Source organism: Gryllotalpicola protaetiae, assembly GCF_003627055.1.
Taxonomy (GTDB): Bacteria; Actinomycetota; Actinomycetes; order Actinomycetales; family Microbacteriaceae; genus Gryllotalpicola; species Gryllotalpicola protaetiae.
Window position 1 is genome coordinate 2,005,343 of record NZ_CP032624.1, and the last position, 21,071, is coordinate 2,026,413.

20 protein-coding genes are annotated in these 21,071 nt (G+C 70.8%); 10 read left to right on the plus strand and 10 right to left on the minus strand.

Features of this window, described 5'->3' with window-relative positions; translation table 11 throughout:
- The first annotated feature begins 10 nt into the window (after positions 1–10).
- The 6 genes from D7I44_RS09795 (at position 11) to D7I44_RS09820 (ending at position 6,921) form a co-directional block, all read left to right on the plus strand.
- Positions 11–1,381: a M20/M25/M40 family metallo-hydrolase gene (locus D7I44_RS09795; RefSeq protein ID WP_120789333.1), complete on the plus strand. Its 1,371-nt coding sequence runs from the start codon at positions 11–13 to the stop codon at positions 1,379–1,381.
- Positions 1,382–1,443: 62 nt separating this feature from the next.
- Entirely contained in the window at positions 1,444–2,271 is an 828-nt protein-coding gene (locus tag D7I44_RS09800; RefSeq protein WP_120789334.1) for an alpha/beta fold hydrolase, read from the plus strand.
- Between the two features lie 54 nt (positions 2,272–2,325).
- On the plus strand, positions 2,326–3,156 hold the full coding sequence (locus D7I44_RS09805) for a carbohydrate ABC transporter permease (RefSeq protein ID WP_162940188.1): 831 nt from the start codon (positions 2,326–2,328) through the stop codon (positions 3,154–3,156).
- A gap of 2 nt (positions 3,157–3,158) precedes the next feature.
- On the plus strand, positions 3,159–4,163 hold the full coding sequence (locus D7I44_RS09810; RefSeq protein WP_162940189.1) for an alpha/beta fold hydrolase: 1,005 nt from the start codon (positions 3,159–3,161) through the stop codon (positions 4,161–4,163).
- On the plus strand, positions 4,160–5,581 hold the full coding sequence (locus tag D7I44_RS09815; protein WP_120789337.1) for an MFS transporter: 1,422 nt from the start codon (positions 4,160–4,162) through the stop codon (positions 5,579–5,581). The genes D7I44_RS09810 and D7I44_RS09815 overlap by 4 nt, the downstream gene beginning before the upstream one ends.
- A complete protein-coding gene (locus D7I44_RS09820) occupies positions 5,578–6,921 on the plus strand; it encodes a YibE/F family protein (RefSeq protein ID WP_120789338.1) in 1,344 nt (447 codons plus the stop codon). The genes D7I44_RS09815 and D7I44_RS09820 overlap by 4 nt, the downstream gene beginning before the upstream one ends.
- Before the next feature lie 136 nt (positions 6,922–7,057).
- Here D7I44_RS09820 and D7I44_RS09825 read toward each other — a convergent pair whose 3' ends face one another.
- From D7I44_RS09825 to D7I44_RS09855, 7 genes are all read right to left on the minus strand, one after another.
- Positions 7,058–8,095: an HAAS signaling domain-containing protein gene (locus D7I44_RS09825; RefSeq protein ID WP_120789339.1), complete on the minus strand. Its 1,038-nt coding sequence runs from the start codon at positions 8,093–8,095 to the stop codon at positions 7,058–7,060.
- Positions 8,095–8,460 carry a PadR family transcriptional regulator gene (locus D7I44_RS09830; protein WP_120789340.1) on the minus strand — a complete coding sequence of 122 codons (366 nt, stop codon included), beginning with the start codon at positions 8,458–8,460 and terminating at the stop codon, positions 8,095–8,097. The genes D7I44_RS09825 and D7I44_RS09830 overlap by 1 nt, the downstream gene beginning before the upstream one ends.
- 122 nt (positions 8,461–8,582) lie before the next feature.
- Positions 8,583–9,746, minus strand: a complete 1,164-nt coding sequence (locus D7I44_RS09835; RefSeq protein WP_120789341.1) for a cysteine desulfurase family protein — start codon at positions 9,744–9,746, stop codon at positions 8,583–8,585.
- Positions 9,743–10,603, minus strand: a complete 861-nt coding sequence (gene nadC / locus D7I44_RS09840) for a carboxylating nicotinate-nucleotide diphosphorylase (RefSeq protein WP_120789342.1) — start codon at positions 10,601–10,603, stop codon at positions 9,743–9,745. The genes D7I44_RS09835 and nadC overlap by 4 nt, the downstream gene beginning before the upstream one ends.
- Positions 10,597–12,162 (minus strand): L-aspartate oxidase, encoded by a 1,566-nt coding sequence (nadB, locus tag D7I44_RS09845; RefSeq protein ID WP_120789343.1) that lies wholly within the window; start codon positions 12,160–12,162, stop codon positions 10,597–10,599. Before nadB ends, nadC begins: the two co-directional genes overlap by 7 nt.
- 107 nt (positions 12,163–12,269) lie before the next feature.
- Positions 12,270–13,583, minus strand: coding sequence for a quinolinate synthase NadA (gene nadA / locus D7I44_RS09850; RefSeq protein ID WP_120789344.1), 1,314 nt, complete (start codon positions 13,581–13,583; stop codon positions 12,270–12,272).
- A 14-nt stretch (positions 13,584–13,597) separates the two neighbouring features.
- Positions 13,598–14,302 (minus strand): NUDIX hydrolase, encoded by a 705-nt coding sequence (locus tag D7I44_RS09855; protein WP_120789345.1) that lies wholly within the window; start codon positions 14,300–14,302, stop codon positions 13,598–13,600.
- Between the two features lie 141 nt (positions 14,303–14,443).
- On the opposite strand from D7I44_RS09855, the gene D7I44_RS09860 reads away from it, so the two are divergent.
- Complete coding sequence (locus D7I44_RS09860) at positions 14,444–15,535, plus strand: VIT1/CCC1 transporter family protein (RefSeq protein WP_120789346.1); 1,092 nt, start codon at positions 14,444–14,446, stop codon at positions 15,533–15,535.
- A 28-nt stretch (positions 15,536–15,563) separates the two neighbouring features.
- Here the strand turns inward: D7I44_RS09860 and D7I44_RS09865 are convergent, their stop codons facing one another.
- The gene (locus tag D7I44_RS09865) at positions 15,564–16,397 is read right to left on the minus strand and encodes an LLM class F420-dependent oxidoreductase (RefSeq protein ID WP_245979512.1); all 834 of its coding nucleotides are present in this window, start codon (positions 16,395–16,397) and stop codon (positions 15,564–15,566) included.
- A 76-nt stretch (positions 16,398–16,473) separates the two neighbouring features.
- Here D7I44_RS09865 and D7I44_RS09870 point away from each other — a divergent pair, with 76 nt between their 5' ends.
- From D7I44_RS09870 to D7I44_RS09880, 3 genes are read left to right on the plus strand one after another with little or no spacing between them, the layout of a single operon-like run.
- Entirely contained in the window at positions 16,474–17,676 is a 1,203-nt protein-coding gene (locus D7I44_RS09870; protein ID WP_162940190.1) for a MarP family serine protease, read from the plus strand.
- Between the two features lie 49 nt (positions 17,677–17,725).
- Entirely contained in the window at positions 17,726–18,391 is a 666-nt protein-coding gene (locus tag D7I44_RS09875) for a response regulator transcription factor (RefSeq protein ID WP_120789349.1), read from the plus strand.
- A complete protein-coding gene (locus D7I44_RS09880) occupies positions 18,388–19,371 on the plus strand; it encodes a sensor histidine kinase (protein WP_120789350.1) in 984 nt (327 codons plus the stop codon). The genes D7I44_RS09875 and D7I44_RS09880 overlap by 4 nt, the downstream gene beginning before the upstream one ends.
- 185 nt (positions 19,372–19,556) lie before the next feature.
- On the opposite strand, the gene D7I44_RS09885 is transcribed toward D7I44_RS09880, so the two are convergent.
- Positions 19,557–20,000 (minus strand): MarR family winged helix-turn-helix transcriptional regulator, encoded by a 444-nt coding sequence (locus D7I44_RS09885; protein WP_245979514.1) that lies wholly within the window; start codon positions 19,998–20,000, stop codon positions 19,557–19,559.
- A gap of 311 nt (positions 20,001–20,311) precedes the next feature.
- Positions 20,312–20,965 carry an NAD(P)-dependent oxidoreductase gene (locus tag D7I44_RS09890; protein WP_120789351.1) on the minus strand — a complete coding sequence of 218 codons (654 nt, stop codon included), beginning with the start codon at positions 20,963–20,965 and terminating at the stop codon, positions 20,312–20,314.
- Positions 20,966–21,071: the final 106 nt, after the last annotated feature.

A 21,071-nucleotide genomic window follows, 5' to 3' on the forward strand; every position in this document is an offset into this window, starting at 1 on the left:
TTGGCCGGACATGACCGAGCCGACCGACGACCTGACGACCGAGACCGTCGAGCTGCTGCGCGAGCTGATCCGGAACGCATGCGTGGCAGACGGCTCTGCGGACTCCGGTGGCGAAGAGCGCAGCGCCGCGACGTTGCAGCACTTCTTCGCTGGCACGGGCGCCTCAGTCGAGCTCGTCGAGCCGCACCCCGGCCGGGTCTCGCTCGTCGCCGAGCTGCCGGGCACCGACCCCGACGCGCCCAGCCTGCTGCTGCTCGGCCACACCGACGTGGTTCCGCCCGGACGCGGTTGGACGCATGACCCGTTCGGCGGCGAACTGGTGGCCGGCGAGAGCGCGACCTGGGTGTGGGGGCGCGGCGCGCTCGACATGCTGCACCTGACGGCGGCCTACGCGGTCGTCATGCGCACGCTGGCGCTGAGCGGTGAGCGGATGCCGGGGCGGCTCGTCTTCGCCGCGGTCGCCGACGAGGAATCCGGTGGACACCTCGGCGCCGAGTGGATCGTCGCCAACCGGCCGGAGCTCGTCGATGTCGACGGGGTGCTGAGCGAGACCGGAGGCATCCCGCTCGCGACGGGCGGCCAGGTGCGCGGCGTCACAGTGACGGTGGGGGAGAAGGGCATGTCCGGCAGACGCGTGCGCTTCGCCGGGCATCCGCGCCATGCCTCGACGCCGTGGGGCGCCGACAACGCCATCGTGACCGCGGCGGCCGCCATCGCGCGGATCGCCGAACACACCGGCTTCGCGCAGATCGACGACCTGTGGCCGCACTACGTCGCCGCTCTCGATCTGCCGGCTGACGTGCGCGCGGCGCTCGTCGACCCGTCGCGCATCGACGCGGCGCTGCCGCAGCTCGGGCCGATCGCCGGGCTGGCGCACGCCGTGACGCACACGACCTACTCGCCCGACCTCGTGCGCGGCGGCGACAAGCTGAACATCGTCGCGCAGAGCGCGCACGTCGACCTCGACATCCGCACCCTGCCCGGCGTCACCGGCGCCGACGTCGACGCGCAGCTGCGCGAAGCGCTCGGCCCTCTCGCCGCGGTCGTGGTGATCGAGCCGCTCGGCGGCCAGAACCCGGCGAGCCGCTCGCCGCTCGACACCCCGCTCTACGCCGCGCTGGACGAGGCGGTGGCCGCCGCCTACCCCGGGGCGCGCGCCGTTCCGGTGATCGCCCCGGGGGCGGCCGACAGCCGGTACTTCCGGAACCGCGGCATCCCGGCCTACGGGTTCGGCATGTTCTCGCCGCGGTGGCGGCATGCCGACTTCCGCAACCTTGTGCACAGCGTCGACGAGCGCATCGACGTCGAGAGCGTCGGCCTCGCCGTGCACGCGATCGAGCGCGTGGTGCGGCGAGTCTTGAGCCCGGGCCGTTCGGGCTGATGCTGTGACGGCGGATTGCGGTGCGGTGCGGGCTCCCCGCCCGTGCCGCCTACCGTAGAGCCATGACGACCGGTCTCGAGATCGATGAGGCGACTTCCGTCGCGCTGCCCTGGCGCGAATGGGGCGCAGCGGATGCCCCGCGCACCGCCCTGCTGCTGCACGGCCTGTCGTCGGCCGGCGCCGTGTGGTGGCGCGTCGCCGATCTGCTTGCGGCGCGCGGCTTCCGTGTCGTCTCCCCCGATCTTCGCGGCCACGGCGATGCGCCGCGCACGCTGAGATATCCGCTCGGCGCGCTCGCCGCCGACGTGCTGCGGCTGCGCCCGGGCGCCGCGGCCGACGGCACCCCGTGGAACGTGGTCGTCGCCCACTCGCTGGGCGGGGCGATCGCCGTTCTCGCCCTCGCGCACTACCCGAGCTGGGCGAGGACCGCCGTGCTCGTCGACCCGGCGCTGCGGAATCTGCGCGCCGACAACCCCGTGGCGTTCGACGCGTTCGTCACGGCGGCGATCGCCGAGGTCGAGCAACCCGACGCCGCCGAAATCGGGGCCGCGCACCCTGACTGGCACGCAGAGGACGTGCAGCTCAAGGTGCGCGCCGCTCAGCAGACCAGCCGGCACACGGTCGAGGGAGTCCTCGGCGACACCGCCCGGTGGGACGTCGAGTCGCAGTTCGAGCGCATCGCCGTGCCCGTGACCGTGCTCGGCGCCGACCCCGCATTCCCCGACGCCGCCGTCTCGGCGGCGCTCGGCGAACGCCTCGCCGTGCACCCGAACGTGGGCTACGCGGTCGCGACGGGCTCCGGCCACTCGATCCACCGCAGCGACCCCGAGCGCGTCGTCGCCGAGGTGCTCGAGATCACGGCGAGCGACGATCTCGAGCGGGCGTCGTGAGCCCAGGCATCCGCCTCGATTTGGTGCTCAAAGCAACCAACTAGACTGACGCCCGTGACCACGTCAATGACGACCGGGCTGCGGCCGGCCAAGGAAGACGGCCGCTGGTGGCGGTTCGCCATCGTTCTCGTGATCACCGTGCTCACCCTCGTGCCGCTCGGCGGCACCGTCTCGAGCGCGCTCGGCCTGAGCAACATGCAGTTCGCCGGCACGGGCCTGTCGTGGGCGAGCAGCGTCATTCAGGCGGTGCAGTTCACGATGCAGGGGCAGGCGACGCTCTGGTTCGAGAACAGCCTCGCTCTCGCCTTCGCCACCGCCATCGTGTGCATCGTCGTCGGTGCGCCGGCGGGCTATGTGCTCGCGCGCGGCCGCGATCGCGCCGTCTCGACCCTCGCGATGGTCATCTTCCTGCTGCAGTCGTTCCCGTCGGTGCTGCTGCTCGTGCCGCTCTTCCTGCTGCTCGCGAAGGTGCATCTCGTCGACGACCTGTTCGGCCTCGGTCTCGTCTACGTCGGGCTGTCGCTCGCCGTGTCGATCTGGATGTTCTCCGCCTACATCGCCACCGTGCCGATCGAGCTCGAGGAAGCAGCATGGCTCGACGGCTGCTCGGTGATGGGCGGGTTCTTCCGCGTCATCCTGCGCAACTCGCTGCCCGCTGTGCTCACGACCGCGATCTACACCTTCCTGTTCGTCTGGAACGACTACGTCGCGGCGTTCACCTTCATCCGCTCGGATCCGAACTACACGGTCGGCATCGGCCTGCAGGCCGCAGGCCATTCGCAGATCCTCGCGCTGCTCGTCGCGCTGCCGCCCGTGCTGATCTTCGCGGTGCTGAACCGTTACTTCAGCCTCGGCGGCATCGCCGGGTCGCTCACGGGCCGGTGACGGTGGGCGTCATCGCCCAGAAGGCTGCGATCGATCGGAAAGACCTGATCGAGCTGAACGGCACGCGGCAGCGCATCCACCTGATCGCCGACCGCCCGGGTCTGCCCGGCCTGCTCGTGCTGCACGGCGGCCCCGGCGTGCCGAACCGGCACGCGTTCACAGGGCGGCTGCGTGAGCTCGCGCGGGACTTCTTCCTGATCCTGTGGGACCAGCGCGGCGTGGGCGGCAGCTACCGCCCGCGCACGCAGGGCGCGCTCACGCTTGATCGACTGGTGGCGGATGCCGCGGCGCTCACGACCCTCGTCCGTGAGCGCCACTCGCTGGACTCGGTGAGTGTGCTCGGCTTCTCGTGGGGCACCGAGCTCGGCATCCGTCTCATCCAGCGCCACCCCGAACTGTACGCGGCGTATGTCGGCAGCGGGCAGGCGGTCGATGGAATCCGCAACGAGGAGATCGGGTACGCGACCGCGCTCGCCGCCGCTCGGGAGGCCGGCGATGCGAAAGGCGTCGCAGCGCTCGAGCGCGTCGGGCCGCCGGTCGCCGGGCAGTACCGCCCGGTCGTGCGCGGGCTGATCACGCAGCGGCAGGTCGCCGCCCGGCACCACCCGCTGCGTGCGGGCGTGAAGCAGGGGTGGGTGCAGAGCCTCGCTGGCGGCATCCTGACGAACTCCGAGTACTCGGGGCGCGACCGCTGGGGCTACGCGCGCGGCGCGACGCGGTCGCTCGCCGAGCTGTGGCCCGCGGTGATCGACTACGACTTCACGCGCGATGCGGCCGAGCTCGCGGTGCCCGTCACCTTCCTGCAGGGCAGGTACGATCTGACCACCCCATCAGTGCTGGTCGAGGAATACGCCGCCGTGCTGCGTGCTCCTTCGGTCAGGCTCGTCTGGTTCGAGGAATCCGGCCACGGCCCGTCGTCGACCGAGACGGCCAAGTTCATCCGCGAGCTGCGCACTGCTCTGCTGCCTGACGACAAGCTGCCCGCCACCGAGAGGAAGACCGCGTGACCGCGACCTCAGCCGCCGCCGGCCGCGCGGCACCGCGCCCCGAGCGCGCCCCGACCCGCGTGCTCGTCCGCTTCGGCCTCGGCGACTTCGCGCAGGCCGTGCTGACCGGGCTCATCACGAGCTACGTGCTCGTCGTCTTCGTGCCACAGGCGCACAGCTCGCTCCCCGTGCTCCTGCCCGCGGCTGCGCTCACGTTCGCGCTCGTGCGCGGCATCGGCAGCGGGCTCGACGCGTTCCTCAACCCGCTCGTCGCAAGCTGGAGCGATCGCATCCGGGCGCGCGGCGGCCGCCGCACCGTCATGTTGCGCTGGGCCGCGCTGCCGTGGGCCGTGACAACGGCGCTCGTCGTCTTCACCCCGTTCGACCGCTCGAGCGGCTGGAACACGCTGTGGGTCGCCGTGTTCCTCTCGCTGTACTACATCGCGGGCACCTTCTTCCTCGTACCGTATTTCGCGCTCGTCGCCGAGCTGGTCACCGAGGTGCGCCGGCGCGTGTGGTTCTACACGATCAACACGCTGTTCTTCGTGATCGGGAGCGCGATCGTGTTCGTCACGCCGACCCTCCAGTCGCTGCTGGTCGGTGCCGGGTTCAGTGAGCTCGCGGCCTGGCGGTTCGCATTCGCGCTGTTCGGAGCGATCGGATTCCTCGCGGCTGTCGTCCCCGCCTTCACGATCGACGAGCGCCGGTACGTTCACGCCGAGGCTGCGCACACGCCGCTGCTCGCGTCGTTCGCCGCCACCTTCCGCTACCGCGGCTTCCGCGTGCTCGTGGGCGCGACCTTCGTCATGCAGGTGGCGTTCTCGCTCTTCAACGCGACGCTGCTGTACTACATCACGATGCTCGTCGGGCAGCCGCAGCTGTTCGCGACCATCGTTCCGGTGCTCGCGATCGTCGTCGGCGTCTCGTCGTATCCGCTGGTGAACTGGCTCGCACGCCGCGTCGGGAAGCGCCCGCTGATGGTCGCCGCCTGCGTCACGTACGTCGTCATCTACTTCGCGATCTACCTGTACCGCTACACGCTCGAGGGCGCCGTGCCCGGCGCGCTGTTCGCGATCCTGATCGGCCTGCTCATCGGCGTTCCGATCTCGATCACCAACATCATCCCGCCGGCGGCCTTCGCCGATCTCACCCAGTTCGACACCATTCGAACGGGGCAGAACCGTGCGGGCATGTTCTTCGCCGCGCGGAACTTCGTGACCTCGCTCAGCCAGACGGTGGTCCTGCTGGTCGTTCCGGGGCTGATCTCGCTCGGATCGACGGACGGGAGGGCGACCGTCGACGGCGTGCAGCTCACCGCGCTCGTCTCAGGTGTCTTCATCGCCGCCGCGCTCGCGCTGTTCGCGTTCTACGACGACCGCGAGGTCATCGCGGCGATTGAGCGGCACACCGAGGAATCCGTGCCTATCTTGACCGTATGAGCAGCGGGCACCGGCACTCCCACGCGCATTCCGAGGTGTCGGCCTCGCGGTTGCGGCTGGCCCGCGGAGCGGCGATCGCGATCGTGGGGGTCATCGCACTGTGCGGGCTGGCTGCCGTGTTCGGCGTGCTGCACTGGTGGCCGGACGGGCAGCGCATCGACAGCGTGCGCGGCGAGGTGCCGTTCGCGGTGAGCGGCGCGAAGGTCGTGCACGGCGACATGCTCACCGTCGAGCTCGCGTGCTCGGGCGACGCCAGCACCGCGGCGGTGTGCGGCGACTCATCCGTGCACGTACTCGACGGGCCGAACGCGGGCCGCACCATGAAGATCAGCCTGACCCCGGACATCATCGCGACCGGCATCGAGCCGGGCGACCGGGTGCTGCTGCTGGACTCGACCGACGTCAAGGGCGACTCGAAGCTGCCGCTCTCGTACTACCGCGCCGACCGCGGGTCGTCGATGCTGTGGTTCGCGATCCTGTTCGCGGTCGTCGTGGTGCTGGTCGCCTGGCGACGCGGCGTCATGGCCCTCGTCAGCCTGGGGTTCGCCGGCGTGGCCGTCGTCGGCTTCCTCTTGCCCGCGCTGCTGAGCGGGCAGCCGGCCGTGCCCGTGACGCTCGCCGCCTCGGTGCTCATTTTGATCGTGATGCTGTACCTCACCCACGGCTTCTCGATGCGCACCTCGGTCGCGCTCACCGGCGCACTGGTGGGCGTCGGGCTCTCGACGCTGTTCGCGTGGTCCGCAGTCACGGGCTGGCGGCTCGCCGACGTGGGCGACGAGCAAGCCGGGCTGCTGCTCGCGAACGCGCCCTGGGTCGACGTGCAGCAGCTCGTCGTGGCCTCCGTCATCCTGGCCGGCCTCGGGACGCTGAACGACGTGACGGTGACCCAGGCGTCCGCGCTCTGGGAGCTGCGCGACGCGTCGCCCGGAATGACCAGGTGGGAGCTGTTCTGGCGCGCGATGCGCATCGGCCGCGACCATGTCGCGTCGACGGTCTACACGCTCGTGTTCGCCTACCTCGGCACGGCGCTCGTGCTGATCGTGGCCGTGCAGCTGTTCGGGGGCACGGCCGGTGACTTCCTCACCGCTGAGGACGTCGCGCAGGAGATCGTGCGCGCCCTCGTCGGCGGCCTCGCACTGGTGCTGGCGATGCCCGTCACGACCGCGATCGGCGCGCTCGTGGTCGCGGGGGCGGTGACGAGGTCGGACACCGGGGGAGGGGGTCGCGTCGCCGCGTCGCGCGCAGAGGGGCGTGCGGGCGTCCCTCGGGTCACCATCGAGCGCACCGCCGCCTCGGACGACCCGTTGCGTCTGCCCGACAACCCCTGGGCCCCCGACTGACGTTACTGCGGGCCCTTGGGAGGTTTGGTCATCAGTTGAGAACGGATGCCTGAGCGAGCAGTTCCTCGTTGAGCGGGGTGAGGTCGACCGGCCGCGTCGGCGGCAGTTCGAGGGCGGCTGGGTCGATGGGCATGGTTCAGCTCGCGGGCGTGGCCGACGGAGTCGGGACCGGCGTGGGGGTGGGGGCGGAGGCGCCCGGCGTCATGGTCTCGCTCGCCGGCGCGAGCGGCCCGAGCTGCGGGAACGGCGGGTACTGCACGGCCGCCTTCGTCGGCAACGGGTAGATCGACCACCCGGTCGCCCCGCTGCCGAGCGGGTTCGGGGTGACCGTGAAGCTCTCGCCATAGTGGTTCTGAGCGCCGTAGTCGGGGTAGGTCTCATCCGGCGCGGTGATCAGCTGCTTCCCATCCTGGTCGTAGAGCCGCACGTTCTGCAGCAGCTTGCCGTCGGAGTCGTATGCGTAGATGTTGTAGACCTGGCGGCCGTTGTCGAACATGCCGTCGCTGGAGGTGGGCACGCTCGTCATCTCGTCGACGCTGGACTGCGACCAGGTCGCGTTGATCGCGAACGTCAACACCGGCAGTAGCGCGACGGCGGCGACGATGCTGATCAGAAGGAGCAGGCCGCGTGCCCAGCGACCACGCATCCAACGCCCCCGCCCCCACTGCACGCTGATCAGCACGAGGCCGAGCAATAGGAGCCACGGCCAGAAGTTGAAGTCCGAGGCGTGGCTGATCGGCAGGAATCCGTAACTCTGGTCCCACAACAGGATGGTCACGACCTGCCACACGACCCAGCCGCGCAGCACCCACCACACCGGGCGCAGGGCCACCGCAAGGTCGATCAGCCACGCGCCGAACGCGTTGCCGCGCACGGCGCTCACCGCCGCCTTCCACTTGGCGGCGGCCGAGGCGCCGAACTGCTCAGCTGGCGTGAAGCGCCGCGGCTGCGCCGGCCGCTCGGGGAGGCCGGCCGAGGTGCGCAGCTCGGCAGCGTAGACGACGGGGTCCCCGAAGGCATCCGTGCCGCCGCCCTCGGCCGCGCGCTCGAAGAGGTCGGCCTCGAGGCCGTCGGTGAGCTCGTCGATCTCGTCGGCGGGCAGGTCTGAGAGGGCGTCGCGCACGGCCTGCGCGAACTCGTGCACCGACTCGCGGGTGCCGTCGGCGGTGATCATCACTTCGCTCCAATCGCGCGGGCGGTTCTCGCCATCGGCGCGGGCCGCGCCGCGCCGACGAGTTCTGAGACGGTCGCGGCGAACTGCGACCACGTGGATTTCTGTCGCGTCAGCAGTGCGCGACCCTCGTTGTTGATGCCGTAGTACTTGCGGTGCGGGCCGTCCTCGGACGGCACGACGTAGGTCGAGAGGGCGCCGGCGGCGTAAAGCCGGCGCAGCGTGCCGTAGACCGAGGCGTCGCCGACGCCCTCGAGGCCCGAGTCACGCAGCCGGCGCACGATGTCGTAGCCGTACCCGTCCTCATCCTGCACGACGGCGAGCACCGCCATGTCGAGCACGCCTTTGAGCAGCTGGGTGGAATCCATCTGGCCTCCTGCCGGTGGTGTGGCTCACACACTACTACGCATGCCGCACTAGTGTGCAAGAGCACCTAGTGGTGTGTTGCGAGGCGACCGAAGATGGTGGAAAGAGCGCGGGATTCCCGTGTCTACTGTCGCCGGACGGCGGCCACGGACTCGGCGAGGGCGACGGACGCCTCACGCAGCTGCTCTGCCGTGATGTCTGCGGTCCAGGTGAATCTAAGGGCGGCGGACGCCTCGTCGGGCGTGTACCCGAGCGCGAGCAGCACGTGCGACGGCTCCGTTCGGCCGGCCGCGCAGGCCGAGCCCGCCGAGGCGACGATGCCGCGCCGCTCGAGCTCGAGCAGCACGGTCTCGCCGTTGATCCCGGGGAACACGAACGACGCATGCCGGGGGAGCCGCTGCGTCGGGTGGCCGGTGAGGACCCCTCCCATGGCTGAGGAGCTGCGCAGCAGCGTCTCGAAGCCGTCGTCACCGTCAGAGCCACCCCTCGCGAGCACAGCTCGCCCGGCGTCCCGCGTACGACGAGCCACAGGGTCGTCGTCGCTCAGCGCGGCACGCAGCGCCACCGCCCACGCCACGTTCTCGGTGCCCGAGCGGCGGCCGCGCTCCTGGCCGCCGCCGTGCAGCAGCGGCTCGAGCGGCAGCCCCGCCCGCGCGAACACGGCTCCGGACCCCTTCGGCGCCCCGAGCTTGTGCCCCGAGAACGACAGCGCGTCGACGCCGAGCGCGCGCACGTCGACCGGCAGCGCGGCGACGGCCTGCACGGCATCCGTATGGAAGAGCGCGCCGAATTCATGGGCGACGGATGCCAGTTCCGTGATGTCCTGCACCGTGCCCACCTCGTTGTTGGCCCACCCGATCGAGACCAGCGCGGTGTCAGGGTGCAGCGCGGAACGCAATGCGTCGGCAGAGACCAGGCCGGTGGCATCCGTTTCGACGTAGCCGACCGTGAAGCCGTGCGCACGCTTGAGGTACGCGACCGACTCGAGCACCGCCTCATGCTCGATGCGCGTTGTGACGAGGTGGCGCCCGCGCGGGGAAGCCAGCGCGAGCCCCTTGATGCAGAGGTTCGCGCCCTCGGTGCCTCCTGACGTGAAGATCACCTCAGCGGGGCGGCAGCCGAGGAACTCGGCCACGCCCTCGCGCGCGGCGGTCAGCCCGCGCGCCGCGGCGAGACCCGGCTCGTGCACACTCGACGGGTTGCCGAACACCCCGGTGAGGTACGGCCACGCGGCCTCGAGTGCCGATCGACGCACGGGCGTCGTCGCGGCGGCGTCGAGCAGGATCACGCGGCCCCCGACAGCACCACGTCGAGCCCGAGGTCGAGCGCACGGGTCGAGTGCGTGAGCGCGCCGACCGAGATCAGGTCGACGCCGGTCTCCGCGATCGCTCTGACGGTCTCAAGGGCGACGCCGCCCGACGCCTCGATGTTCGCGCGGTCGTGCACGAGCGCGACGCCCTGACGCAGCTCGTCGAGCGAGAAGTTGTCGAGCATGATCGTGTCGACCCCCGCGGCGAGCACCGCCTCGATCTGGTCAAGACGGTCGACCTCGACCTCGAGGTGCACGGTGTGTCCGATGCTCGCGCGCACCTGCCGCAGAGCGTCGGTCACCGAGAGGCCGCCTGCAGTGAGAACCGCGAGGTGGTTGTCCTTCACGAGGACGGCGTCGCTGAGCGAGTAGCGGTGGTTGTGGCCGCCACCGTTCACGACCGCGTGCCGCTCGAAGGGCCGCAGCCCCGGGGTCGTCTTGCGGGTGTCGACGATGCGCGCCCGCGTTCCGGTGACGGCCCCGACGTAGCGTGCGGTGAGCGTCGCGACACCGCTCATGCGCTGGGCGAAGTTGAGGGCCACGCGCTCGGCGGTGAGCACCGATCTGGCCGGGCCGCTCACCTCGGCGAGTACCGCGCCGGCGGCGAAGAAGGCCCCGTCCGGCTGCGTCAGCGTCGTTGCGATGGCCGGATCGGTGAGCCGCATCGCCGCCGCGAACACCGCGCCGCCGCTCAGCACGCCCGACTCGCGGGCGATGAGCTGTGCGGAGGCGGTCGCGCCCGCCGGGATCACCGCCTCACTCGTCGCATCGCCCCACGGGGCGTCCTCGGCGAGAGCGGCTGCGACGGCGCGGTCGATGATCTGGCTGGTCAGCATACGGGGGCTCCTTCTCGGGCGCGGCGGCGCCGCTGCGCGAATTCGGGTCGGGCGGTGGGGAAGTCGGTGCGGTAGTGCGCGCCGCGCGATTCCTCGCGCGCGAGCGCCGCGTCGACGACGACACGGGCGAGATCGAGCAGGTTGCGGTCTTCGAGTTCGGTCGTGCTCCAGGCGGCGAGAACGGATGCCGCATGCGCGAGCCCCTCGCCCGAGCGCTGCACCCCGGCGTGCTGCCACATGAGCTCCTGCAGCGCGATGCGGTCGAAGGCGCCGTCGCCTCGGTCGTCACTTCGTCGTCCTCCAGCGCTCGCCGATGCGACTTTCTGACGACCGGTCACGAGACCCGTCGCCTCGGTCGTCACTTTGTCGCCGGTTTGCGCGCCTGACGGGGAGTTTTCGACGACCGGGCGCATGAAGTCCTGCGCAGCCCTGTGCGCGAAGACCGCCGCCTCGAGCAGCGAGTTCGACGCCAGCCGGTTCGCGCCGTGCACCCCCGTCGACGCGCACTCGCCCACGGCCCAGAGGCCGGGCAGGCTGGTGCGGCCCGAAGCATCCGTCGCTATCCCGCCCATCCAGTAGTGCGCGGCGGGCGTGACCGGGATCGGCTCGCGCCCCCAGGCGAACCCCGCGGCGCGGGTCGCGCGATCAATGGTCGGGAAGCGGCGAGCAAGGGCGGATGCCCCGAGCGAGGTCGCGTCGAGCACAACCGGTTCGCCGCCCTGAGCCGCCATCTCGGTGGCGATCCCTCGCGCGACGACGTCGCGCGGCGCGAGCTCGGCATCGGGGTGCACGTCGAGCATGAAGCGCTCGCCGCGAGCGTTGCGCAGCACGGCGCCCTCGCCGCGCACGGCCTCGGAGATCAGGAAGGAGCCGGGCGCCGCGAGGGCCGTCGGATGGAACTGGTAGAACTCGGCATCCGCGAGCTCGGCGCCCGCGCGCCAGGCCGCCGCGACGCCGTCGCCGGTGGCGACCGCCGGATTGGTCGTGTGGGCGTAGAGCCGGCCGGCCCCGCCGGTCGCGAGCACGACGGCGTCGGCGACCTCGATCGTGCCGTCGCCCAGCTCGACCCCGACGACCCTGCCGTCATCGATCACCAGCTCGGCCAGCGCAGTGTGCTCGCGCACCTCGACCCGACGCCCTTCGCCGACCACCGCCGCGATGAGCGCCCGCTCGATCTCGGCTCCCGTCGCATCGCCGCCTGCGTGCAGGATGCGCGGCGCCGAGTGCGCCGCCTCGAGCCCGCGCGCGAGGCCGCCGCCTGCCCGGTCGAACCGCACCCCCAGCCGGATCAGCTCGCGCACCCGGTCGGGTCCCTCTGCGCACAGCACCTCTACCGCCGCGCGGTCGCACAGCCCCGCGCCGGCCGCCATCGTGTCCGCCACATGCGCCGCGACCGAGTCGTCGGCCCACAGTGCCGCCGCGATGCCGCCTTGAGCGTGGGTGGTGTTCGCGTCGGCGAGGGCGCCTTTGGTGACGAGCAGCACCTCGGCGCCGGCATCCACTGCCTCGCGTGCGGTCAGCAGCCCGGCGAGCCCGGACCCGACGACGATCACGCGCATGCGGTCACCGCCGCGTGGCCGCACACGAGTGGAGATTCTCGGCGACACTCGCTCCAAAGTGCGGCATCGGCGTCGCGACGCCCAGGATTTCCGCTTTTGCGCACGGGCTACGCCGCCATCGTCGTGTCGGGGCGCGCGGCGAGCATGCGCTCGAGCGCCACGCGAGCCCCTGCCGCCACCCGCGAGGGCACCGAGATCTGGTTCACGACGCGCCCCGCGACGAGCTCTTCCAACACCCACGCGAGGTAGGCGGGGTGAATGCGGTACATCGTCGAGCACGGGCAGACGACCGAGTCGAGGCAGAAGATCTCGTGCTGCGGGTAGTCCGCCGCGAGCCGCTGCACGAGATTGATCTCGGTGCCGATCGCGAACACCGAGCCGGCGGGCGCCGCCGCGATCGCCTTCACGATGTAGTCCGTCGAGCCGGCGCTGTCAGCGGCGTCCACGACCTCCATCGGGCACTCGGGGTGCACGATCACGCGCACGCCAGGGTGCGCCGCCCGCGCAGCCGAGATCTGCGACACAGTGAACCGCTTGTGCACCGAGCAGAACCCGTTCCAGAGGATGACCCGTGAAGCATCCAGCGCCTCGCCGCTCAGCCCGCCGCCCGCCTTCGCCGGGTTCCACAGAGGCATCGTCGAAAGCGGCACGCCCATCGCCTTCGCGGTGTTGCGGCCCAGGTGCTGGTCCGGGAAGAAGAGCACACGCTGCCCGCGCTCGAACGCCCACTCGAGCACGGTGGACGCGTTCGACGACGTGCACACGATGCCGCCGTGCTCGCCGCAGAACGCTTTCAGCGCCGCCGACGAGTTCATGTACGTCACGGGGGTGACGGGCACGCGACCCGATTCGTCGGGCGAGGTCCCGAACCGCGCCTCGAGCTCCGCCCAGCACTCCTCCACTGAGTCGATGTCGGCCATGTCGGCCATCGAGCACCCGGCCGCGAGGTTCGGCAGGATCACGGCCTGCGAGGGGCCGGTGAGGATGTCCGCCGTCTCGGCCATGAAGTGCACGCCACAGAACACGATCGCCTCGGCGTCGGGCAGCTCGCGCGCCGCCCGCGCCAGCTGGAACGAGTCGCCGACGAAGTCCGCGTACTGCACGACCTCGTCGCGCTGATAGAAGTGCCCCATCACCGCGACGCGCGAGCCGAGGGATGCCTTGGCCGACGCGATCCACGACGAGAGCTCCTCGCCCGACGCGCGCCGATACCGCTCGGGCAACTCGCCCTGGGCGGCCGAGCCTGCAGGCAACAGGTCGCCCTGCGACGCCCCTGGCCCGTACCCCGGCATGCCGAGGTCGAACGCCCACGGCCCCTCGGTCAGCTCGGGCGCGCAGGTCGAGCCCGACAGCTCGCCGTTCGAGATGCCGGCGATAGTGCGGGCGACGGATGCCGGTGCGCGGTCGTCGATCAGAGTCATCGTTTCTCCTACAGCTACTTCTGGGCGAGCCGCCCGAGCGGCCCCTGGTCGGCGAGATCGACCGTGGAGTTGTACCGGTACAGCCGCGGCGGCCGGTGGCGCACCCCGGTGAGCACCTCGCCGGTGTCCTCGACGGCACCGCTCGCCTCGATCTGGCGTCGGAAGTTCGCGGGGTCGAGCGCGCGGCCGAGCACCGCCTCGTACACCTCGCGCAGCTGCGCCAGGGTGAACGCGGCGCCCAGGAAGGCGCTCGCGATGCGGCTGTACTCGACCTTGTTCCGCAGGCGCCACAGTGCGTACTCGACGACGAGCTGGTGGTCGAACGCGAGCGGCGGCAGCTCGTCGGCGGGGAACCAGCGTACGTTCTGCCCGACGCGGGCGGCCTTCGCCTCGTCGTCGCCGACGAGCGCCCAGTAGACGACCGAGACCACCCGCGAGGCGTCCTCCCCCGAGCGACCCGGGTCGCCGAACGCGTACAGCTGCTCGAGATAGCGCGGCGCGAGCCCGGTGGTCTTCGCGAGTGTCGACGTCGCCGCCTCGGCGAGCCCCTCGTCTGAACCAAGCGGGCCGCCCGGCAGCGCCCACCTGCCGTCGAACGGCTCGCGGATGCGGCGCACGAGCGGCAGCCACAGCCTGCGCTGCCCCTCGTCGTCGCCGAACCGCCCGGAGGAGCGCAGCGCGAAGATCACGGTGGATACCGCGAGCGAGACCTCGGCCATCGACACTCCTTCTTCAAGTCATTCACACCATAACCTCTACAGCGAGTTAAAGTACAAAAGACCGTAACCGAGTTCGGCGATGCTGAACCCTGTACGCCCGCCTGTCGCGCCGGCGCGCTCGCGTGGAATGCTTGTCACCCGATGACCACGACACAGCCGGCCCCCGACACACCGGACGAGCGCACCCTGCGCCGCTGGCGGCGCTACCTCGCGGACGAGCGCGCCGAGGCATCCGTCTACCGCGATCTCGCCAAGCGCCGCGAGGGCGAGGAGCGCGACATCCTCACCGCCCTCGCCGATGCCGAGTCGCGCCACGAGCAGCACTGGCTCGACCTGCTCGGCCCGCACGTCGGCAAGCCGCTGCGCCCGGGAGCCCGCAGCCGCGTGCTCGGCTGGCTCGCCCGCCGCCTCGGCTCGGTGTTCGTGCTCGCGCTCGTGCAGCGCGCGGAGTCGCGCTCGCCGTATGCCGACGATCCGGATGCCACGCTAGAGATGGCCGCCGACGAGCAGATCCACGAGGAGGTCGTGCGCGCGCTCGCCGAGCGCGGCCGCAACCGGCTCTCCGGCACCTTCCGCGCCGCCGTGTTCGGCGCGAACGACGGCCTCGTCAGCAACCTCTCGCTCGTCCTCGGCGTCGGGGCGAGCGGCGTCTCGAACCACGTCATCCTCCTGACCGGCGTCGCGGGGCTGCTGGCCGGCGCGCTCTCGATGGGCGCTGGCGAGTTCGTGTCGGTGCACTCGCAGCGCGAGCTGCTCGCGGCCTCGACCCCCAACCCCGAGGTGGGCGCCGCCATCGCGAACCTTGACGTCAACCAGAACGAGCTCGCCCTCGTGTTCCGCAGCCGCGGCATGACCGAGCAGCAGGCGCAGACGAGCGCGGCCCGCTTGATCTGGGGCATGCACACCGAGACGGCCGCGCTGGCGGCAGGGGGAGCGACCGACGACCACGAGGCGATCGGCACCGGCATGGGCGCCGCCCTGTCGAGCTTCTGCTTCTTCGCGTCCGGCGCGATCGTGCCGGTCATCCCCTACCTGTTCGGCATGAGCGGCCTCGGCGCGGTCGCGCTCTCGGCCGGCCTCGTCGGCATCGCGCTCGTCGGCACCGGGGCGGTCGTCGGCCTGCTCTCCGGCTCGTCGCCGCTGTGGCGAGCGCTGCGGCAACTGGCCATCGGCTACGGCGCGGCCGCCGTCACCTATCTGCTCGGCCTGCTCTTCGGGGTCGCAGCGGGGTAGGGCGGATGCCTCGGCCGAGGCATCCGCGTCACCAGTCCTCGACCTCGCCCGTGACGGACGTGAGCAGCTCGATCGCGCGATGCGGGTCGCTGAGCGGGCTCGAGAAGTACACCGCCCGCACGCCGAAGCCGCGCAGCCGCTCGAGCTCGGCGAGCAGCGCGTCGCGCGTCGTCGACGCGTCGATGCGGCCCTGCGCCGTCTTCTCGATGGTGTCGAAATCGCGCCCGACGGTGTCGCAGTGGCCCTTCAGGACGTCGATCAGGTGGGGGAAGTCGGCGTTCGCGAACCAGTTCGAGGCGTCCGCGTACTGCGCGACGAGCCGCAGCGTCTTGCGCTCGCCGACGCCCCCGATGATGAGGTAGGGCCGGGGCTGCGACAGCGTCTTCGGCACCGAGAGGGTGCGGCCGAGGTGATAGTGCCGGCCCTCGTAGGGCTCGTCGGAGTCGCTCCACATCTGCAGCGCGATCTGGATCGCCTCTTCGAGCCGCTCGAACCGCTCGCGCTGCGACGGGAACGGCAGCCCCAGGCCGTTCGCCTCCTCGTCGTTCCATGCGGCGCCGATGCCGAGCCCGGCGCGGCCGCCGGAGAGGACGTCGAGGGTCGAGACCGCCTTCGCGAGCAATCCGGGCTCGCGGTAGACGACGCCGGTGACCATCGTGTGCAGCAGCACCTTCGACGTGTTCGCGGCGAGGAAGCCGAGGAAGGTGTACGCCTCGAGCATGTCGCGCTCGGGCGGCCCGTAGGCGCTGATCTGCCAGAAGTGGTCCATGACGGTGAGACGCGCGATGCCGCCGTCCTCCGCGTCGCGGGCCATGCGGGCGACGGTCGGTCCCAGCTGGGCGGGGCCCGAATCGAATGTCAACTGCGCAAGATGAAAGCCGAGATCCATGTCGTCACGCTACGCCGGATGCTCAGCCGCGGATGGAAGAGTGGATGACATGCAGCTGATCATCGATCTGGTGCTCGCCGCGGTGGGTGTGCTCACCGTGATCCGCTACGCGAGGCGTGGCGTGATCACGGGTGTCGCCGCGCTGGTCGGGTGGGTGCTCGGTTTCTGGATCGCGTTGCAGCTGACACCGGCCCTCATCGATGCGGTCGGCTCGTTCCCCGCGCTCCAGACCTGGCAGCGCAACCTGGTCGTCCTCGCGGTCGTTCTGGTCATCGCCGCCGTCTGCGCGATCATCGTCATCACGATCGGCAACCTCGTGCGGCGTGCGGTTCGGCCGCTTCCCGTAGCTGGCGGCCTCGACGCCGTCCTCGGCGCCGTGTTCGGTGCGCTCGCCTGGGCCGTCGTCGTGTGGCTCGCCGCGGGGTTCATCACGAGCACGGGTTTTCGCCCGGCCGCCCAGCTGGTCGAGTCATCGCGCATCGTCGCCGCCCTTGACTCCTACGCCCCCGTGCCGGCGGTCCGGGTGTTCGCCCAGGTCGACGACACGATCGCGGCCGCAGGCCTGCCGAAGGTGTTCGAGACCGGCAAGGAGCAGATCCCGACCGTTGCGGCGCCGCCGGCCTCCGTGCCGGACGCTGTCGATGCCGCGGCCCCGTCGATCGTCGAGGTCGTCGCCGACGAGCCGAAGTGCGGCACCGACTCGTCGGGCAGCGGCTGGGTCGTCTCGCCGGAGCGCATCATCACCAACGCGCACGTCGTCGCCGGTTCGACCACGACCGCCGTGCTGGTCGACGGCAAGTCCGAGCGGCTGCGCGCGACCGTCGTCGGCTACGACCCCGAGACCGACCTCGCGGTCCTCGACGTGCCGGGGCTCGATGCGAAATCGCTCGCCGTCGACCCCGCCGAGCAGGCCAAGGGCGCCGCGGTGTTCGCCGCTGGCTACCCGGGTGGCGGGTCGTACACCGTCGCGCCCGGACGCATCCGCACCCCGGTGAACGCGATCGGCAAGGACATCTACGACGACAAGACCGTGACCCGCCAGGTCTACTCGCTGCGCGCTGTCGTGCGCCCCGGCGACTCGGGCGGCCCCCTGCTCGATGCGAAGGGGCACGTCGCGGGTGTCGTGTTCGCGATGTCGACGACGGACGCCGAGACGGGCTACGCCCTCACGGTGGCGCAGGTCCAGCCGATGCTCGCCAAGGCCCCGTCGCTCAGCCAGCCCGTCTCGACGGGCGCCTGCCCAGCCGGGTGAGCCGAGATTCTGTGCGGATTCTTGGCGCCGACTCGCGGATGATGAAGGCATGAGCGAGCGGATGCCGCGCCTGCTGCTCGTCGAAGACGACGAGCGCCTCGCCCCGATCGTCGTCGAGTACCTCGGCGAGACCTACGAGGTCACCCATCGTGCCGACGGCGCGGAGGCGCTGCAGACGGCCCTCGCCGGCGAATTCGATGTGATGGTCGTCGACCGCCGGCTGCCCCGCCTCGACGGGGTGAGTCTGGTGCAGGGCATCCGCCGTGCCCACATCGGCACCCCGATCATCATGCTCACGGCCCTCGGCGCGGTCGACGACAGGGTCGAGGGGCTCGACGCCGGCGCGAACGACTACCTCGTGAAGCCGTTCGACTTCGCCGAGCTGCTGGCGCGCCTGCGGGCGCTGCGGCGCACGTACACCTCGAACGAGAGCTCGCTCGCGATCGGCACATGGGACTTCTTCCCAGAGGACCGCATCATCGAGTCGCCCTACATCGGCCCAGTGGCGCTCACCCCGAAGGAGACCGAGCTGCTGCGGCTGCTCGCCATGAACCCGCAGCGCACCTTCAGCCGGGGGCAGATCCTGCAGGCGGTGTTCTCGCCTACCGATCTGCCCGGCACCGTCGACACCTATGTGCACTACCTGCGCCGGAAGACGGAGGAGACGGTGGTCCTCACCGTGCGCGGCAAGGGCTACCGACTGGGGTCTCTGTGACCAGGGCGCGCGACAGCGACACCGTCGCGGTGCGCAAGGCCGCGGCATCCGTCACCCGTCAGATCTCGATCGCTACGGTCGCGCTGGTCGTCCTCATCGTGATCATGGCCGTGATCTTCGTGATCTGGCAGTCGCAGCCGAGCGAGCTCGCTGAGAAGCAGGCACCCGGCGAGGACAAGATCTACATCGACGCGGGCGCCGTGCTCGTCGCGCTCGCGGTGATCGGGGTCGGCGCGATCGTGTTCGCGGCGGTGATCAGCTTCCTGATCGCTCGGCGCGCGGTGCGGCCGCTCGGTCAGGCGCTGGCGCTGCAGCGCGCGTTCGTGGCGGACGCCTCGCACGAGCTGCGCACTCCACTCGCCGTGCTCGACGCCCGGCTGCAGCTGCTGCAGCGGCGGCTCACGGCCGACGACCCGAGTGCCGCGACGGTCGCCGAGTTGCGCGGCGATGCGGCGGCGCTCATCGGGATCGTCAGCGAGCTGCTCGCAGCGGCCGGCGGTGAACCAGATGATGGAGAGCGGGCGGCGGATGCTGCGGCCGACGCCGCCTCCGTCGTGGCGTCGCTGCGGCTGCTCGCCGCCGAGCGCGACGTCGCCATCGTGTTCAGCCCTCCGAGCGCGGTGCGCGTCGCGATGCCGACTGTCGGATTCCGCAGATGCGTGACGGCGCTCGTCGACAACGCGCTCGCGCACACGCCCGACGGCGGCCGGGTCGAGGTCGAGCTGGCCGCGATCGGCGACGTGGTGGCGCTCACCGTATCGGACCACGGCCCGGGCATCCGGGGCATCGCGCCCGAGCGCGTGTTCGAGCGCTTCGCCCATTCCGACCCGGTCGACGCCGACGGCCTGCCTCGCCGCCGTGGCTTCGGCATCGGCCTCGCGCTGGTTCGTGACGTCGCGGCCCGCAACGGCGGCACGGTGCGCGTCGATCACACCGGGCCCGACGGCACGAGCTTCGTGCTCGAGCTGCCGCGCGCGTAGGCGCGCTCAGCTCTCGTCGTCGTCGTCGACGTGTGCCACGAGCAGCAGCATCGTGAGCACCGCGATCATCGCCGCGAGTGACACCGCGGCGACGCAGCTCACGGCGATGAGCAGGACAGGCATGGGCTTCGTTCCCTTCCAGAAGCCACCATCGCCGGTGCCGTCTCAGGAACGGCACAGTCCGATCACGCCGCCGGAAGGTTGGTGCGCAGCTTGTTGCAGAGCGCTGTGAGCGTCGCGAGCTCGTCGGACTCGAGGGCGTCGCCGACGACGCGGTGGATCGACGCACCGTGCACGTGCGCGACGCGGTAGAACGCGTCGTAGCCGGCATCCGTCAGCCTGATGACCGTGCCACGAGCATCACGCGCGTCCGGCAGCTTCTCGACCAGTCCACGGGTGGCCAGGCGGTCGATCAGCCGGCTCACGCTCGGCTGCGTCAGCAGGATCGACTGGTTGAGGTCGCGCAGCCGCAGTCTGCGGCCCTGCGCGCGGCTGAGGGTGTAGAGCACGTCGTACTCGTTGAACGAGATCTCCTCGCTCGGGAAGTCGGCGCCGAGCCGGCGCATGATCGCGACCTGGGCGCGGAACAGGGCCTCCCACGCGGCGACGGCGCGTGCCTCATCACTCACGTGATCAGCCTAGGGATTCCCGCAGGCGGGCAAAAAAGTAGAGGCCCGGAGCCTTTCGGCTGCCGGGCCTCTCCCTTGCACCAAGAGTGTCCTGCAATCACATTCCGCGCTGGCTGCCACAGCAAACAACTAACGCTCTATGAAGATATAACGGGACGATAACGCTGTCTAGTTATCGTTTCGTGATTTTTCTGCGAGTTTCATTTGGGGCGATGAGCAGTGCGCTCAAGCATCGCGCGCCGAGAAGTGCCGTGATGTCCTTCCGGCCGAGTCGAGACGACATCATGGCACTTCTCGGTGAGGCGGCTCGCCTAGTAACCGACCACGAAGCGCTGGTTCACGTGCGTCGGGGTCTCGATCTCATCGACGAAAGCGAGGGCGAAGTCCGCCCCCGAGATCTCCGACTTGCCCTCTGCATCGCGCAGCACGGTGTCGGCGCTCGTGCGGTAGCCGCCGATCGCCGTGCCCGGGTTGTAGCCGCCGTACGTCTCGGCGGGGCTGACGTAGAACCACTGCAGGCCGTTAGGCGTCGCGTCACTGCGCAGCCAGTCGAGCACGCCCGCGTGCGCGAGCGCCTCGGGCTTGTAGGCCTCGACGAACTCAGGCTTGTCGAACAGCCTCGGGCCGCCGACGCCTTCGTGCGTCGACCCCGCGCCGCCCACGAAAGCGAGACGAGCGCCGCCCGCGATCGCGCCCTCGGCGAGGCCTTCCACGAGCTGCGGAAGGACCGGGTTGTTGTCGCCGTCGACGGCGTGGATGGCCACGACGACCACGTCGTGGTCCGCCGCCAGAGCGTCGGTGAACGAGCGGTCGGCGATGTCGCCCTGGACATACGAGACGCCGTCGGCCTGGGCATCCGGCGCATGTCGTGAAACGGCGGTGACGCTGATGCCGCGCTTGACCGCCTCAGCGGCGATGTTGCCGCCCGAGTACCCCGTGCCACCGATGATCGCAATAGAAGTCATGTCGGGTTCAGCCGGTCGGCGCCCGGTGCTATTCCAACCAGGTCATTTGTTACGGATTACGGGAGGACAAACGCGGATGGGGAGGACGGATTCCGCAGAATCGTCC

Bases quoted from the DNA above. Each gene is read 5' to 3' on its own strand.
- D7I44_RS09800 (WP_120789334.1), top strand. From the start codon at position 1,444: ATGACGACCGGTCTCGAGATCGATGAGGCGACTTCCGTCGCGCTGCCC.
- nadB (WP_120789343.1), bottom strand. From the start codon at position 12,162: ATGCGCGTGATCGTCGTCGGGTCCGGGCTCGCCGGGCTGCTGACCGCA.
- nadA (WP_120789344.1), bottom strand. From the start codon at position 13,583: ATGACTCTGATCGACGACCGCGCACCGGCATCCGTCGCCCGCACTATC.
- nadC (WP_120789342.1), bottom strand. From the start codon at position 10,603: ATGCTGACCAGCCAGATCATCGACCGCGCCGTCGCAGCCGCTCTCGCC.
- D7I44_RS09830 (WP_120789340.1), bottom strand. From the start codon at position 8,460: ATGGATTCCACCCAGCTGCTCAAAGGCGTGCTCGACATGGCGGTGCTC.
- D7I44_RS09870 (WP_162940190.1), top strand. From the start codon at position 16,474: ATGCAGCTGATCATCGATCTGGTGCTCGCCGCGGTGGGTGTGCTCACC.
- D7I44_RS09825 (WP_120789339.1), bottom strand. From the start codon at position 8,095: ATGATCACCGCCGACGGCACCCGCGAGTCGGTGCACGAGTTCGCGCAG.
- D7I44_RS09860 (WP_120789346.1), top strand. From the start codon at position 14,444: ATGACCACGACACAGCCGGCCCCCGACACACCGGACGAGCGCACCCTG.
- D7I44_RS09875 (WP_120789349.1), top strand. From the start codon at position 17,726: ATGAGCGAGCGGATGCCGCGCCTGCTGCTCGTCGAAGACGACGAGCGC.
- D7I44_RS09820 (WP_120789338.1), top strand. From the start codon at position 5,578: ATGAGCAGCGGGCACCGGCACTCCCACGCGCATTCCGAGGTGTCGGCC.
- D7I44_RS09795 (WP_120789333.1), top strand. From the start codon at position 11: ATGACCGAGCCGACCGACGACCTGACGACCGAGACCGTCGAGCTGCTG.
- D7I44_RS09855 (WP_120789345.1), bottom strand. From the start codon at position 14,302: ATGGCCGAGGTCTCGCTCGCGGTATCCACCGTGATCTTCGCGCTGCGC.
- D7I44_RS09890 (WP_120789351.1), bottom strand. From the start codon at position 20,965: ATGACTTCTATTGCGATCATCGGTGGCACGGGGTACTCGGGCGGCAAC.